At 62.5% G+C, this 12520-nt stretch carries 15 protein-coding genes; 8 read left to right on the top strand and 7 right to left on the bottom strand.

Going from position 1 to position 12520, the window contains the following annotated elements:
* Nucleotides 1–43: 43 nt before the first annotated feature.
* Nucleotides 44–523, bottom strand: a complete 480-nt coding sequence (locus IEY62_RS18895) for a DUF4383 domain-containing protein (RefSeq protein ID WP_189020783.1) — start codon at nucleotides 521–523, stop codon at nucleotides 44–46.
* Between the two features lie 157 nt (nucleotides 524–680).
* Here IEY62_RS18895 and IEY62_RS18890 point away from each other — a divergent pair, with 157 nt between their 5' ends.
* The 3 genes from IEY62_RS18890 (at nucleotide 681) to IEY62_RS18880 (ending at nucleotide 2599) form a co-directional block, all read left to right on the top strand.
* A complete protein-coding gene (locus IEY62_RS18890; RefSeq protein WP_189020781.1) occupies nucleotides 681–1652 on the top strand; it encodes a hypothetical protein in 972 nt (323 codons plus the stop codon).
* A 93-nt stretch (nucleotides 1653–1745) separates the two neighbouring features.
* Nucleotides 1746–2135: an ArsR/SmtB family transcription factor gene (locus IEY62_RS18885; RefSeq protein ID WP_189020779.1), complete on the top strand. Its 390-nt coding sequence runs from the start codon at nucleotides 1746–1748 to the stop codon at nucleotides 2133–2135.
* Nucleotides 2132–2599, top strand: coding sequence for an SRPBCC family protein (locus tag IEY62_RS18880; RefSeq protein WP_189020777.1), 468 nt, complete (start codon nucleotides 2132–2134; stop codon nucleotides 2597–2599). Before IEY62_RS18885 ends, IEY62_RS18880 begins: the two co-directional genes overlap by 4 nt.
* Here IEY62_RS18880 and IEY62_RS18875 read toward each other — a convergent pair.
* A complete protein-coding gene (locus tag IEY62_RS18875) occupies nucleotides 2596–3234 on the bottom strand; it encodes a LysE family translocator (RefSeq protein WP_189020775.1) in 639 nt (212 codons plus the stop codon). The genes IEY62_RS18880 and IEY62_RS18875 overlap by 4 nt on opposite strands.
* A 101-nt stretch (nucleotides 3235–3335) precedes the next feature.
* Here IEY62_RS18875 and IEY62_RS18870 point away from each other — a divergent pair, with 101 nt between their 5' ends.
* Nucleotides 3336–3791 carry an Lrp/AsnC family transcriptional regulator gene (locus IEY62_RS18870; protein WP_082010247.1) on the top strand — a complete coding sequence of 152 codons (456 nt, stop codon included), beginning with the start codon at nucleotides 3336–3338 and terminating at the stop codon, nucleotides 3789–3791.
* Nucleotides 3792–3807: 16 nt separating this feature from the next.
* Here the strand turns inward: IEY62_RS18870 and IEY62_RS18865 are convergent, their stop codons facing one another.
* From IEY62_RS18865 to IEY62_RS18855, 3 genes are all read right to left on the bottom strand, one after another.
* On the bottom strand, nucleotides 3808–4443 hold the full coding sequence (locus IEY62_RS18865; RefSeq protein WP_189020773.1) for a hypothetical protein: 636 nt from the start codon (nucleotides 4441–4443) through the stop codon (nucleotides 3808–3810).
* Nucleotides 4440–5921, bottom strand: a complete 1482-nt coding sequence (locus tag IEY62_RS18860) for a WXG100 family type VII secretion target (RefSeq protein ID WP_189020771.1) — start codon at nucleotides 5919–5921, stop codon at nucleotides 4440–4442. The genes IEY62_RS18865 and IEY62_RS18860 overlap by 4 nt, the downstream gene beginning before the upstream one ends.
* Before the next feature lie 106 nt (nucleotides 5922–6027).
* Nucleotides 6028–6486, bottom strand: coding sequence for an Lrp/AsnC family transcriptional regulator (locus IEY62_RS18855; RefSeq protein ID WP_189021036.1), 459 nt, complete (start codon nucleotides 6484–6486; stop codon nucleotides 6028–6030).
* Between the two features lie 349 nt (nucleotides 6487–6835).
* Between IEY62_RS18855 and gluQRS the strand changes: the two genes are divergently transcribed.
* Both gluQRS and IEY62_RS18845 read left to right on the top strand, forming a co-directional pair.
* Nucleotides 6836–7723 carry a tRNA glutamyl-Q(34) synthetase GluQRS gene (gene gluQRS / locus IEY62_RS18850; RefSeq protein WP_189020769.1) on the top strand — a complete coding sequence of 296 codons (888 nt, stop codon included), beginning with the start codon at nucleotides 6836–6838 and terminating at the stop codon, nucleotides 7721–7723.
* Nucleotides 7724–7748: 25 nt separating this feature from the next.
* Complete coding sequence (locus tag IEY62_RS18845; protein ID WP_189020767.1) at nucleotides 7749–8876, top strand: serine hydrolase domain-containing protein; 1128 nt, start codon at nucleotides 7749–7751, stop codon at nucleotides 8874–8876.
* A 13-nt stretch (nucleotides 8877–8889) separates the two neighbouring features.
* Here the strand turns inward: IEY62_RS18845 and IEY62_RS18840 are convergent, their stop codons facing one another.
* Entirely contained in the window at nucleotides 8890–9501 is a 612-nt protein-coding gene (locus IEY62_RS18840) for a TetR/AcrR family transcriptional regulator (protein ID WP_189020765.1), read from the bottom strand.
* A gap of 101 nt (nucleotides 9502–9602) precedes the next feature.
* Here IEY62_RS18840 and IEY62_RS18835 point away from each other — a divergent pair, with 101 nt between their 5' ends.
* Complete coding sequence (locus IEY62_RS18835) at nucleotides 9603–10394, top strand: SDR family NAD(P)-dependent oxidoreductase (protein WP_189020763.1); 792 nt, start codon at nucleotides 9603–9605, stop codon at nucleotides 10392–10394.
* Between the two features lie 100 nt (nucleotides 10395–10494).
* On the top strand, nucleotides 10495–11031 hold the full coding sequence (locus IEY62_RS18830; protein WP_189020761.1) for a phosphohydrolase: 537 nt from the start codon (nucleotides 10495–10497) through the stop codon (nucleotides 11029–11031).
* A gap of 171 nt (nucleotides 11032–11202) precedes the next feature.
* On the opposite strand, the gene IEY62_RS18825 is transcribed toward IEY62_RS18830, so the two are convergent.
* Nucleotides 11203–12447 (bottom strand): low temperature requirement protein A, encoded by a 1245-nt coding sequence (locus IEY62_RS18825; RefSeq protein ID WP_189020759.1) that lies wholly within the window; start codon nucleotides 12445–12447, stop codon nucleotides 11203–11205.
* Between the last annotated feature and the right edge of the window lie 73 nt (nucleotides 12448–12520).

The raw sequence follows: 12520 nt of genomic DNA, 5'->3' as shown, positions 1-12520 counted from the left end.
GGGGACGGTCGCCGTCGTTCTTCTGTCAACCGCTGCCGAAGGGTTACATCTTCCTTCGCGTCGCGGTGGTTTCGTCCATGGCATCCCTGCCCAGCCAGGCGCCAAGGCCGATCATGGCAACGCCAAGGATCAGGTGGAGCCAGTTATCGGCCGTGTTGAACGGGACGAAGTTGGCGCCCGTTTCCTGGTTGATGACCAGGCCGTAGATCCAAAGAACGATGTACACAGCGCCGCCGCCCAGAAGGAACAGGCGGGCCATGCGGTCGTTCCTTGCCATGGCCAATCCGGCCACGCCGAACAGCAGGTGAACGATGTTGTGGAGTATGGACACTTGGAAGACTCCAAGCAGCATGGCGCCGGATTCATGTCCCGCAAAGGTCATGGCGCCGTAATTGGTGGTGATTCCCGGGATGAAGCCCAGGACGCCTACCAGCAGAAATACAATGCCAACGCCCATGGCGGTGTTGCGAAGTGTCAACCCCATCATGTGGTGGTGTTCGGCGGGGTGCGAAGCGGTGGTCATCAGTCCTCCCTTTCACGCGGTTACCCGGCTCTTCTCATGGAGAGCCGACCTGCGGCAAGGGGTGTGGCAAAACCTTGCCGACGCCGCCATAATACTCCTGAAATGCTCTGGATAGCAGGGGGATGAGCCCAGTTCAGGGGGCGGCTAGCATGGATTCATGAGCCAAGTGCCGAATGGTCGCGTGCACACAATTTTTCATGATGTCCGGGATCTGACTCCCTTCCGGGAAGGGTACGTCCGGACGCCGGTGCGCGGACTCGCCGACGGAGTCAACGATGTCCTCTCCGGTGTCCTCAGCGGCCGGGACCACGCGCGGTTGTCCCTCGTGGGCGGTGTCCCCAGGCTGAAGATGCTGTCCTCCAAGCCCGCAAAGGCCATGCATGAGGCTGTGTTCTCCTCCACCGAACCGGACCGTCTCCTTGCCTTCGCCAGGACGAACCCGGGCTGGGCGGGCTTGTGCCACATTATGGCCGGGCTGCTTGTTTACAAGCACGGCGGGTTCCTGCGGGCGTCGGAACTGCTGCAGCGGGGGCTGACGACAAGGATCGACGACGACGCCAGCCAGTTCTCGGCCATGTACCTTGGGCAGGTGGTCACCAGGGTTGAGGTTGCCGAACGCATCGAGGTGCCGGTGCTGTTCAGCGAGGAGTCCGTGTTCCTGGCATTGGCCCACTGTCTCCGGGAAATGGGGATGACCGAAGCCGCCCTCGAAGCCGTGGCAGCTTTGCCGCCGTCGTTGCCTTCTGCCTTGGCGCGGTGCACGGCTGCGTTCTCCTTGGAGCGCCACCGCGATGTTGTGGGCTGGACTGAGGGCCTGTTGAACACTGACGACCTCTCGGCCGCGTTGTTGCTGATCCGGGCGCGTTCACAGCGGGCCCGGGGCGACTTTGACTCTGCCCAGGCTGCGTTGAAGGAAGTCCTTCGGCGCAGGAAAACCAATTTGGCCTTGAAGAATGATGCCCTCACCGACAGGGCCCTCCTGGCTTTGGACCAGGGGCGCCGGACGTTGACGCCCCGATCCAAGCGGACTGCCCCACCGGCGGAGCTTGAATCCATGGAGGTCATCCGCAAAGACGCCGAGATGCGGCGCTTGTGGGAGAACGATTTCAGGCAACTGGGCGGCGAATAAAAACCGTTGCGCATGGTCAGTTGCAGGCGTAATCTCTTAATCAACCATTTGATTGATCAAGCGATTGGTTGATTATGAAAGGCTTACTGGTACATGACACGCGATGCTTCAGGTTCCGGCCTGGACAGGAGTCCCGACACCCTGGACAGGGCCTTCATGGCTCTGGCGGATCCGGTCCGGCGGGCCATCGTTGCCCGGCTTTCCCGGGGAGATGCCACTGTCAACGAGCTCGCGGAACCGTTCGCCATTACCAAGCAGGCTGTTTCCAAACACATCCAGGTCCTGGAACAAGCAGGCTTGGTGACCCGCTCCCGGGACGCCCAGCGCAGGCCCGTCCATCTGGACGCGGCTGCACTGGAGCGCCTGACTGCGTGGATCGACCAGTACCGACTGATCGCCGAGTCCCGCTTCCGGCGACTCGACCAGTTGCTCGCCAACGACACCTCCCCACAGGAACAAGCAAAGAAAGAGGAACTGAAATGAGCAATGCAACCACCATCACCGCAGCCGACGGCGTACCGTTCGTTGACACGGTCCGGGACTTCGACGCTCCCATCAGCGCAGTCTTCAAAGCCCACACTGACCCGGACCTCCTGGCAAAATGGCTGGGGCCGCGTGAAGCCAGGCTCAACGTCACCAAATACGACGCGACTACCGGCGGCACCTGGCACTACGAGAGCGGACATGAGGACGCCATGTTTGGCTTCCACGGCGTGTTCCATACGGTGGAGACTGATGCACTGATCATCATGACGTTCGAATTCGACGGCGCCCCCAACCAGGTCGGTATCAGCAGCACCACGTTCGAGGAAGTCGATGGCCGCACCCGGATCGTGGCGCACGAGGTCTACCCAACGGTGGAAGCACGCGACATGGCCCTGGCTACCGGAATGAACTATGGAGTGGTGGAAGGATACGAGCGCCTGGACGAACTGCTCGCGACCTAGATGTGCAGCAGCGGAAGTATCTGTTCCGACAACAGCACTGTCCCCAGTCCGATCATGACGATCCCGCTTGTCAGCGTGACAGCCCGCGCGGCGCCGGGCCGGGAGGCCAGCAGCTTCCGGGATGTCAGGGCAACAGCTGTGTAAACCATCCCTGCAAGGATCACGAAGGTCAACCCGAGCAAGCCCGACTGCACCGGGACGGGCAGCGCCGCGTCCGGGCTGACGAACTGTGGCACCAGGGCCACGAAGAACAGAAGCCCCTTCGGGTTGATGCCGCTGGTGCCCATGCCTTGGAAGAATGTGCGGATCTGGTTTCCGGAATGCACGACGCCGTCTTCCGCACTGAAGCTGGCACCCCGCCATGAGCGGATGGTGCCGATGCCAAGCCAGAGCAGGTAAGCCGCGCCGGCGATGGTCAGCCAACCAAGAAGCCCTGGAACCCCGGCCAGAAGGGCGGCGAGTCCAGCAGCCATCAGGAGGGTGTGGATAACGTATCCGCTGCAAAGGCCGGCGACGGCGGGCACGAAGCTGCGCTGACGCAGGCCCGCCGAAATCGAGTACGCCCAGTCGACGCCTGGTGTGCAGGCCAAGGTGACTGCCACGAGGATGAAGGCGAGGAACAACTGCGGGTTCACGATCTCTCCAGAGTTAGTTGGTAGGAAAACTCTAGGTAAAAAGCGCCCATAAGTGTTCCCATTTTTAGCTCTGATGAGCGGTCTATCGGTAAGATAATTGCGTGATCGACGGTATTGATAGAAGTATTTTGCGCCACCTCAAAGAGGACGGCCGGATGACTGCCACGGCGCTGGCTTCCAAGGTGGGACTAACCGTGGCACCCTGCCATCGACGGCTCCGCGATCTGGAAGCAACGGGGGTCATCCGCGGATACCGCGCAGACATCGACCCCGCCGCGGTGGGACTCGGCTTTGAGGCGATCGTGTTCGTGACCTTGCGCCAAGTGGATCGGGGAACGATGGCCGCCTTCGAGGCCAGGGTCACGGCCAGCCCCAATATTGTGGAGGCCCAGCGATTGTTCGGTTCCCCCGACTACCTGTTGAAGGTCATCGCCGCGGACCTTCCGGCGTACCAACGCTTTTACGACGACGAACTCGCGGCCCTTCCAGCGGTGGAACGGCTGACATCGACGTTGGTCATGAAGAACCTGAAGACGAACATCGGGCCGCCGGTCTAGCCTGCCCTCAGGGTGGTCAGTTGGCCGGGCTCACGTGAACGATGATGACCTGGGTGTCTTTGGAACCATCGAAGCGGAGATCGTAGTTGACGTCCAGCCCAGTGCTGGTCCCAGACGTCAGTGAGTAATCACTCTTGGCGGACTTGTCCTGGCTGTTGGAGGAAATCCAGCGCTCGGCGTCGTCGGCGTCGATGCCGTACTTGTCCACTCCCTCGCGGATCAGGGCATTGAATTCCTCTGCGGAAGCTGCAGTGAGGAAATAGGTTATCTCGGTGAAATCGGGCCGGGCGTCGGTGGTGTTGAACCGGATCCGGTCCGTTTGGGCAGTGATCTCGCCGCTGGGACCGACAATGGTCAGGTTGATCTTCCCGGAGTCCTTGGTGTTGATTTCCGGGCCGTAGCTGTCCTCGGATACGCGCACAGCCGATTTCTGCAGCGTACCGCTGCTCATGTCCAGGCGGGCTTGCTTGTCGGTCCTGATCCGGTCAACACCTGCGGCATCAAGCGTGGAGAATTCGGAGGTAATCACTGTGCTCCCTTGCGAAGTTGATGGTGAAGCGGGGACGGATAACTGGCAAGCGGTGGTGGTAAGGATTCCCAGGGTCGCCGCGGCAGCGATTGCCAGCTCCGGAATCCGCTTGGTCCAGGTCATTGGTGGACCTCGGCATCGAAGCCATCCAGGAAGCGGTCCATGATTCCCGGAATGTTGTTGGTAGGCCTGTACTGTTCAACGCGGTCGTTGAAATCCGAACCGATGATGTCCCGTGCTTGCTGGGGATTGTTGGCCAACAGGTCCTGGTACGCGGGAAGGGTATCTTGCTTGATGAGGGCCCAGCGTTGCTCTGCGTCGGCGATGTTGCCGTCCGGGAAGCCGGTGGTGAAGTCCGTCCGGAACTGCGTCGGGTTGTCCCAGTTGGTGAAGGGCACGTTCTCCGGGCCGGGGCTTTCCACGCTGAACTTGTAGGGGAAGACTTCCGGGTAGCTCTTTGCTCCGGGAATTGAAGGTTCGCCGGCGAGGGTGACCATGTACGTCACGGCTTCTCCTCCCGGATGGTTGCGCATGTCAGTGTAATCGTCGGCGATGATTTCGTTCTGCTCCCGGTACAGCAGGGCCGTGTTGCCCTCCTTGACCTGTGCGGGATCGCCGGAATCAATCTGGGCCCACGCTTTCGCTGTTGCCGGGTCGATTGCACCAGAGTCCCTGAGCCGGTTGATTTCGTCGATACCACCGTTCATGTAGGCCTCGTGCTGCCGGGCCTGGTCCAGGAAGATCTCTTTGTTCATGTCCAGCATGGACGTCTCGTAGAACTTGATCTCGGCGTCGGTCATGCCGGCAAGCTGCTCGATCTGGTCCAGCACCGGGATGGGGATGTCCGAGGCCGGATTGTCGGCGATCTGCTGTGCCAGGTCGCGAAGCATGGCCATGTCCTTGAACCCGCCGGCGAAGGAAGGACCGATCATGTTCGCCATGCCGGCCCATTGAAGATCCGGGTTGGACAGGAAAGCCTGCCCGTAGAAGTCGTAGACCTTCTTGATGGTTTCCCAGTTGTACTCGGTGCCCTTGCTGGTGTCCCACGTGGAAGGGTCGATTCCCATCTCGCGCATCGCCTGTTGGTTCCAGTAATCGCTGAGGAACTGTGAATACTCGGGTGATTTCTTCTCAATGAGGCCCGAGTCGGCTGCAGCATCCATGGCCGCCTTGGCTTCCTGGGGATGTTCGAGCGCCCATTTTTTGAATTCATCGCTGCGAAGGTATTCCGCACGTTCTTCGGGCGTCATCCCGTTCAGCAAATCCGTGAGCTCCTGGCCGTTTCCGCCGGAACCGCCGGCCCCGCCGGAACCGGAACCGCCGGCCCCGCCGCCATTGCTCGCTGCGTCCTGTTCGTCGGCGTTCTTCAACAGGCTCCGGGAAGCGGCCTTGATGCCCGAAGCCGCGCTTTGGAGGGCCCGCAAGTGCGAGCTGTTCCATTCGTGACGGAAGCGGTCGCCGTCGTTCCCCCGCCAGGGACTGTTGGTGATGGACCCCGACAACTGTTGCCCCAAGGTGGTGAGGCTGTCCGCATTGCGTGCCAGTTCCTTGGCCAGCTGACGCAGCTGTGCCACGTCCGAGCCATAGAAGTTACCCGCCACGTCGCCCCCATTGTTGTGTGCTGTTGGTCTGGCCCCATCCTAGGCTGCCTGCGAAGCAGGGCACATGGGGACAACTTCCCTATGTGCACAACTATGGGTCGCCTGACTACTCGCTGAGCAGGCCCGTTGTGCGGTAGGGGATCACTTCCCGGAGGAACATGCTGGTGGAGGTTCTCACGATGCCGGGGCACAGCCGGATTTCCTCCGACACCCGGTAGAGGTCGTCGGGGCTTTTGGCCACCACCCTGATGATGAGGTCGGTATCGCCGGCTGGTGCGTGGCATTCCAGGACTTCGGGGATTTCGCGGAGGGCCGCGATGGCCTCGTTCAAGTGGCTTTGGTCGAGCTCCGCACTGACCGCGGCAGCCACGCCGCGTCCCAGGGCGGACGGGAGGACCCGGCTGCTGTTGGCGCGCAGGGCGCCGGAGGTTGTCATGCGTTCCAGACGGGATTGGACGGTCCCGCGAGCAAGGTGCAACTTCTGGGCCAGGACCATGATGGGGACCCTGGGATCTTCGTCGAGAGCGGCGAGGATCCGGCGGTCCGTCGCGTCGAGTTCCTGCAAAATGACCACTTCCTGTCGATATTTTGATTACAGACTAGTCAGATCGATCAAGCAAATGACTTCCTGTTGCACCTACTGTATGCGTCCTGCTGAAATGGTGACAACGAAGCAGGACGAGGCTACCGCCGAAGCCCGCCGGCGCCAGGCATCCGGAACACCACCCGGAGCCCTGTACAGGTTTCCCGCAAGGAAGCAGCCGCTGATTGACTCTTGTTCACAGCATTGTCATTCTGCACCCGCCCGCTGATGCGGGCAGCACAGCAAGAGCCCCTGAGCCACCGGATCGTTGCGGTAGCTGAGGGGCTCTTGTGTTGCCCGGCCGCCAGGCGGTGGCACATAGGCTTGGTGCATGACTTCCGCAGGCCGATTTGCCCCAAGCCCGTCCGGCGAGCTGCACATTGGCAATCTCCGCACGGCCATCCTGGCATGGCTGTTCGCCAAGTCCAGCGGCCGGAGCTTTCTCCTCCGCGTGGAGGACCTTGACCGTGCCAGATCCGGTGCCGAAGCGGAGCAGCTTCGCGATCTCCAGGCCGTCGGCGTCAGCTGGGATGCGGATGTGGTCCGTCAGACGGAGCGGGCGCCGCTTTACGACGCCGCGATCCAAAAACTCGTCTCCGACGGCCGGACCTACGAATGCTTTTGTACCCGCAAGGAAATCCAGGAGGCGCCATCTGCCCCGCACGCTCCCCAGGGTGCCTATCCGGGGACGTGCCGGCGGCTCTCCGCTGCTGAACGTGAGATAAGGCGGGCGTCCCGTCCGGCGTCGATCCGCTTAATGTCCGAGGTCACGGAGTGGGCTGTTGAGGACCAGTTGCACGGCACGTTCGTGGGCATGGTGGATGACTTTGTGCTGCGTCGCAACGACGGCGTTACTGCCTACAACCTGGCCGTGGTGGTGGACGACGCCGCCCAAGGGATCGACCAGGTGGTTCGCGGTGACGACCTCCTCCCGTCTACCCCCCGGCAGGCGTACCTGGCGACGCTGTTGGGCTTGTCGGTTCCCGAATACGCGCATGTTCCGCTGGTGGTAAACCACGACGGCGTCAGGCTGGCAAAGCGCGACGGTGCCGTAACGCTGGACGACCTCGCCGCCGTCGGGATTCCTGCCGCCCGGGTGCGCGACCTGATGCTGGAATCGCTCGGCCTGCCCGGTGGATCGCTGCAGGACGCCCTGGCGGAATTCGATCCGGCAAGGCTTCCCGAAGAGCCCTGGGTGTGGATAACTCCGCAGGCCTGAATGGAGCAACCCGTAGGCTGGCTGGATGCATTCACAGATGGTCGCCCCCGGTTTCGAATCCGTCGCCGAACTCTTCCGCCGTTTCCTGGAGCAGGATCCGGAGTATTCGGCCCAGGTGGCCGCGTATCATCGCGGCGTCAAGGTGCTGGACCTGAGTGGGGGGCCGCATATCCGCGCCGACTCCGTCACGGGCGTGTTCTCCTGTTCCAAGGGCATGGCGGGCCTGGTCATGGCTCTGCTGGTGCAGGACGGCCAGCTGGACCTTTACGCCGAGGTAGTCAAGTATTGGCCTGAATTTGGCGTCGAGGGCAAAGCCTCGATCACTGTCGCGCAGCTCCTGTCGCATCAGGCCGGCTTGTTGGGTCCCGAGGGAGGCCTGACCTTGGACGAGGTCAACAACTCCGCGCTGGCCGCGGCCAGGCTCGCCGCGTTGCCCCCGCTGTGGAAGCCAGGTGCTGCGTTCGGCTACCACGCGCTCAGCGTCGGTATCTTCATGGAGGAATTGTGCCGCCGGATCACCGGGTCGACGCTCCAGGCGGTTTTCGAGCGCCGCATCCGTGCCGTAACCGGAGCGCACTTTTACCTTGGGCTCCCCGAATCCGAGGAGTCCCGCTTCGCGCCCTTCCGTTGGGCGGCTGATCCTTCCTGGCCATGGGTGGACCCGGCCGGTCATTTCGGTCTTGCTGCCAATGCCGCTGTTGGGGACATCCTGGACCTGCCCAATATCCGCGAAGTCCGGGCCGCGGGGCTGAGCTCGGCGGCAGGAGTGTCCAGCGCCGACGGCATGGCCAGGATTTATGCGGCCTCTTCAACTGGGTTGGCCGGCGAACCCGGGCAGGCCGGCGTCGCGCCCCTGCTGACGGAAGAGACCATCCGTGCCGTGACCGCCGAACAGGTCTTCGGCATTGACCGGGTTTTCGGCGAGACCGGATGCTTCGCCACTGTTTTCATGAAGTCGCACAGCCGGATGCCGTTTGGCAGCTACCGGGCGTTCGGACACGACGGCGCCAGCGCCTCTTTGGGGTTTGCGGATCCTGTGTATGAACTCGGCTTTGGCTACGTGCCCCAGCAGGCTGAGCCAGGGGGAGTGGGCTGCCGCAATTTCCAGCTGAGCTCCGCGGTGCGGGAGGCAATCGCGGGCCTCGCGGCCTAGGCGAGTTGCTAGCTTAGCTGTTCTGCGCCGCCGGGACCCCAGCGGCCATGCCTGCCCAGAGGGTGTCGGTGGTGGCAGTGACCATGTCGTCCACCGTAGCTCCGTCCAAGTGCTTTCCTGCGGCGAGAAGTGCCGCCCCATGGAGGCTGGCGAAGCACACCAAAGCCAATGTTTCAGCGTTGCCCGGGGCCAACACGCCGGCTTCCTGGGCCTCGATGATCATGGCCTGGGCTATTTCGATTCCCTGGCCGCCGGTGTTTCGGAGCTCTGCGCTGGAGTCCGGGTGATGCTTGGTGGAGTACATGACGGTCAACAGCGCGGGCTGGGAAACCGCGAACCCGACATATGCTTTTGCGACGCTGACAAAGCGCTCCTGGAGGGTGCCGCTTGACTCTGCGGCGGTGCGGATGCGGTGGTTCATCGACTCGAAGCCAGCCATCGCCAGCGCGTCGATCAACGCCTGCTTGTCGCGGAAGTGCTTGGCCGGAGCCCCGTGGCTGACGTTCACGTCACGGGCGAGCTGGCGGAGGGAGAGTCCCTCGACGCCGGCCTCTTCAATGGTTTCCATGGCGCGTTCCAGGAGGGCCTCCCGAAGTTTGCCGTGGTGGTATGGCTGCTCGATCATGGGTCAAGTCTAGGCCAATGTAGGCATTGACAACAATGTAGTCACTGCCTACCATGTAGACAGCGACTACATCCGTTACCGCCCCGACGATTGGACCCATCATGACCATGAGCTACTCAGGCACCACCGCACTCATCACGGGAGCCAGTTCGGGGCTCGGCGCCGAATTCGCGCAGCGCTTCGCCGCACGTGGTTCCAACCTCGTCCTGGTTGCCCGGCGCGTTGACCGCCTGGAAGATTTGGCGCAGCAACTGCGAAGTGAGCACGGCATCACCGTGACAGTGCTCCCCATGGACCTGGGGCATGCGGGCGTGGGACGCGAGCTCCTTAACGAGCTGACCACCCGTGGTATCACCGTGGACACGCTGATCAACAACGCAGGCTTTGGCACCCAGTCGCCCCTGGTTGAGGAAGACCCGGACGTCATTGCCGCCGAGATCGCCCTCAACGTGTCCGCACTGGTGGACATTACCCGCGCCTTCATGCCAGGCATGGTGTCCTCCGGCAAGGGGGCCCTGGTGAACGTTGCCAGCACGGCAGCGTTTCAGCCCATCCCCGGCATGGCCGTGTACGGGGCAACCAAGGCATTTGTCCTTAGCTTCACTGAAGCCGTGGCGCATGAGACCAAGAACTCAGGGCTCAACGTCCTGGCACTTTGCCCTGGTGCTACGCGCACCGAGTTCTTCGATGTTCTCGGGAGCGATTCGGCCGCAGTGGGACGCATGCAGACCTCGGCGCAAGTAGTCGATACGGCCCTCAAAGCACTGGACCGCAAGGGAACTCCAGGCAGCGTTGTGTCGGGGTGGACCAACCGCGTCGCAGCTGGAATCGCGCAGCGCTTGCCACGGGCCGTGACCGTTGCCATCGCCGCCCGCGCCGTACAGGATTGGTAACCCCGCAATCCCGGTGCGGGGACCCGCCCGGACGGATCAGGATAGCCTGAACGTAGGACCGATCCACCCGTTCGGAACCTCACCCAAGCCGGAGGCCAGCATGACCGAACCACGCTTCACCGTAGAGACAGCCAAGGTCCTGGCCGAAGTGGCCCACAACCGCCAGAAGGACAAACTGAAGCGACCCTACCGGGAACACGTCCTGGCCGTAGGCGATGCCCTTGCTGACTTCGACGAGGACATCCAGATTGCGGGGTACCTGCACGACATCGCCGAAGACACGCCCATTACCCGCCAAGCGCTGCTGGATATGGGCGTGTCAGAGCGGGCACTCGCCATTATCGAGCGCGTCACCCGCCGCTTCCACGACGATCCCGATGATTACGACGCCGGCATCCGTTACGTCGCGGAGGACCACGACGCCACGTTGGTAAAAATCGCGGACAACGCCCATAACTCCTTGCCCGAACGGGTCCAGGCGCTCGCCGAAAAGTGGCCGGACAAGCCACCGGTAACCCGCTATGCCGACGCCCGCCCGGTGCTCTATTCGGCAGTGCCACGCGAGGAGATCCAGCAGATTCTTGAGCGGATCAACCCGTACCTGCTTGCGGAGCTGGACGAGATCGTTCCTGAGTAGGCCCCGCAACGCGAGTGGGCTGAGTTGTGGGGCCTGTTTTGCGTGCTTGACGTGGGATTTGGGACGTAGAGTAGGCCCCGCAACGCGAGTGGGCTGAGTTGTGGGGCCTGTTTTGCGTGCTTGTCGTGGGATTTGGGGCGTAGAGCGGGCCCCGCAACGCGAAGGTAGGGCCTAGCCCGCCGCAGCTTCCAGCCGGCGAAGTGCGGCGGCGCGGCCCTTGTGCCCACGCCGTTCGTCGTATGCGATGGACAGGCCCAGCACCAGCATCATTTCAAGCATGCACAGAGGTACGGATGCGCCTGCTGCGGCCATGGCGATACTTCCCGCCAGGCCAAGCACCACCAGGGTTGTGCTCCACAGCAGCTCCCGGTCCGGATTGAGCATGATGCCGTAGAGCGTGGTCAGGGAAACCTTGAACAAAATGATGGGGATGGCGATCGAGGCCACGGCTGCGGCCGCACTGATGTGGGCCTCGTGGTCGATGAAGTAGGCGGCAACGTGGAGCCCGGCCCCCGTCGAGGCGATGGCGGCGAAGACGAAGATATGTCCGTAGCCGAAGACCCATGAGCGGTGCCGCTGGAAGTGTAGAGCGGCTCCTGAGGGCAGGATGAAGTAGATCCACCACATCGCGAAAGCAAGGCCGGTTCCGCTGAAGCCCACCAGGGCGGCATCCAAGGTCCAGCCGTGCAGGGCCACGATGGCACGCAGGGTTTCAATTGCCCCGATCAAACATTCGCCCAGGGCAATGATGGCCAGGAGGCCGTAGCGTTCGGCGATGTGGTGGGCATGCCATGGGGTGCGGATGTTGCGTTCCGCGAAGTATGGGGCGGCCATCTCCAGGATGAACAGCGGAGTTGCCATGAGGAAAGTGGTGAGGATATTCGCATCTACCAGGAGGACCACAACCCAGCCGACTTGGACCGCTGCCACGTATTTTGCGTAGCGCAGACAGGTTTCACGGCGTTCCGGGTCTTGGCGCGCAGCACGGAGCCACTGGAAAATCAGGGCCACCCTCATGACGATGTAGCCGAGAACCATGGTGACGTTGTCCACGTGCCTGCCCTCGATGATCGAGTGGAACACCGGCTCGATGCCCATGGCCAGGATGAGGACGCCGACCATCTGGACCATGGTCACCACGCGGAAAACCCAGTCATCGGTGTCGTAAGCGCTGGCGAACCAGGTGAAGTTGATCCAGGCCCAGATCACCGCGAACATGGCGAATGCGAAGGCCAGAAGTCCCGGCCAGAAATGCGCTTCGGCCACTGCATGTGCGAACTGGCCGCCCGCAACGCCGAAGGCGATCACGAAGGTCAGGTCGAAGAACAGCTCAAGTGGGGTGGCTGTGCGGTTCTTCTCGTGGGGATCGCGGCCGCCCATCCGGGAGAGGGCATGGCGAAGGGGATTCACAGACATGGCTCAAAGATTACCGGCGGGATGGCCGGATTGCGTCCAGATCGCCGGATTGCGCCGGGATCGCTGGATAGGT

This window comes from Paenarthrobacter histidinolovorans, assembly GCF_014647595.1.
GTDB classification, from domain to species: domain Bacteria; phylum Actinomycetota; class Actinomycetes; order Actinomycetales; family Micrococcaceae; genus Arthrobacter; species Arthrobacter histidinolovorans.
Note: the sequence above shows the minus strand (reverse complement) of the source record. Positions and strands in the feature narration are given on the sequence as shown.

What these genes read in the sequence shown, in the direction of transcription:
- IEY62_RS18895 (WP_189020783.1), bottom strand. Translation starts at nt 523, where the DNA reads ATGACCACCGCTTCGCACCCCGCCGAACACCACCACATGATGGGGTTG.
- IEY62_RS18890 (WP_189020781.1), top strand. Translation starts at nt 681, where the DNA reads ATGAGCCAAGTGCCGAATGGTCGCGTGCACACAATTTTTCATGATGTC.
- IEY62_RS18885 (WP_189020779.1), top strand. Translation starts at nt 1,746, where the DNA reads ATGACACGCGATGCTTCAGGTTCCGGCCTGGACAGGAGTCCCGACACC.
- IEY62_RS18880 (WP_189020777.1), top strand. Translation starts at nt 2,132, where the DNA reads ATGAGCAATGCAACCACCATCACCGCAGCCGACGGCGTACCGTTCGTT.
- IEY62_RS18865 (WP_189020773.1), bottom strand. Translation starts at nt 4,443, where the DNA reads ATGACCTGGACCAAGCGGATTCCGGAGCTGGCAATCGCTGCCGCGGCG.
- gluQRS (WP_189020769.1), top strand. Translation starts at nt 6,836, where the DNA reads ATGACTTCCGCAGGCCGATTTGCCCCAAGCCCGTCCGGCGAGCTGCAC.
- IEY62_RS18845 (WP_189020767.1), top strand. Translation starts at nt 7,749, where the DNA reads ATGCATTCACAGATGGTCGCCCCCGGTTTCGAATCCGTCGCCGAACTC.
- IEY62_RS18840 (WP_189020765.1), bottom strand. Translation starts at nt 9,501, where the DNA reads ATGATCGAGCAGCCATACCACCACGGCAAACTTCGGGAGGCCCTCCTG.
- IEY62_RS18835 (WP_189020763.1), top strand. Translation starts at nt 9,603, where the DNA reads ATGACCATGAGCTACTCAGGCACCACCGCACTCATCACGGGAGCCAGT.
- IEY62_RS18830 (WP_189020761.1), top strand. Translation starts at nt 10,495, where the DNA reads ATGACCGAACCACGCTTCACCGTAGAGACAGCCAAGGTCCTGGCCGAA.
- IEY62_RS18825 (WP_189020759.1), bottom strand. Translation starts at nt 12,447, where the DNA reads ATGTCTGTGAATCCCCTTCGCCATGCCCTCTCCCGGATGGGCGGCCGC.